The sequence below is a fragment of the Streptomyces sp. UNOC14_S4 genome, assembly GCF_020740835.1.
In the GTDB taxonomy this organism is placed as follows: Bacteria; Actinomycetota; Actinomycetes; order Streptomycetales; family Streptomycetaceae; genus Streptomyces.
The window spans coordinates 1-1,167 of the sequence record NZ_JAINFC010000944.1 but is presented as its reverse complement, the minus strand read 5'-3'; the positions used below and the strand labels follow the sequence as shown (position 1 = coordinate 1,167).

The following is a 1,167-nucleotide window of genomic DNA, read 5'->3' as shown; positions in this document are numbered from 1 at the left end:
GGCAGGGGGGTGGGGACTTACTTGACCAGGGACTTCCAGTCCGGGGACTGCGCCGGGTCCAACTGGCGCATCTTCTCCAGGACCTGGGGATCCTGGACGTCCAGCCAGTCGGCGAGCTGTTTGAAGGTCACGCAGCGCACGCCGTCCCGCGTGCAGACGGACTTCACGACGTCCTCGACGGCCTTCATGTAGATGCCGCCGTTCCAGTCCTCGAAGTGGTTGCCTATGAACATCGGTGCCCGGCTGCCGTTGTAGACGCGCTCGAAGCCGTTCAGATAGCCGTCGCGCGTCAGCTTGCGCCACTGCTCGTACTTGGCCGGGTCTCCCTTGGTGTTGTCACCGGACTGGTTGTAGAGGAAATTGAAGTCCATGGAGAGGACCTGCTGCTCGGTCCCGGGGTAAGGGAGGAGCTGCAGCGGGAAGTTCCAGATGCCATCGGTTCTGGACGGCCAGATCTGGAAGTCGCCCGGCGAACTGGCGTCGTAGCGCCAGCCGAATGACTTGGCGGCCTTCAGCAGGTTCTTCTGGCCCTCCAGGCAGGGAGCCCGGCCGCCGGCCAGCTCCTTCCGGTAGTCGAAGGGCAGTGGGGGAAGGTCCTTGTATCCGGTATTGGTCTTCCAGTTCTCGACGAAGGAATAGGACTGTTCGATCTCGCTCTTCCACTCGGCGACGCTCCAGTCGCCGCCGCCCTTGGCGCCGCAGAAGTGCCCGTTGAAGTGCGTGCCTATTTCATTGCCCTCCAGCCAGGCGCCGCGCAGCTGTTCCAGGGTGTCCCTGATGTGCTGGTCGGTGGCGTACGAGATCGCCATTTCGCCGCGTTTGTGCTGCGGCGGCTGGTATGCCGACGCCTTCGACTTGGGCAGCAGATAGGTCCCGGTGAGGAAGAACGTCATCTGCGCGTTGTTCTCCTTGGCGACCTCACGGAAGTGCGAGAACTGCTCGTCGTCGCCCTGGAGCGCGCCGTCCCAGGAGAACACCACGAACTGCGGCGGTTTCTCTCCCGGTTTGAGTTTCACCGGCTTGGGCTGGTGCGGCTGCGGGCCGGTATAGGACGTCGAACCGTCGCCCAGGACCCGCACCTTTCCGTCCCACTTCTCCTCCGGACTCGCCGACTTCGACCCGGACGGGGTAGGGGGCGGTGAAGCCGACGGAGGAGCGGACGGGGGG

The 1,167-nt window shown here is 64.4% G+C and carries 1 protein-coding gene; it reads right to left on the bottom strand.

Going from position 1 to position 1,167, the window contains the following annotated elements:
• Positions 1-17 precede the first annotated feature (17 nt).
• Positions 18-1,167, bottom strand: a 1,150-nt coding sequence (locus K6I34_RS37205; RefSeq protein ID WP_229332429.1) for a hypothetical protein, incomplete at its 5' end; no start/stop codon positions are given.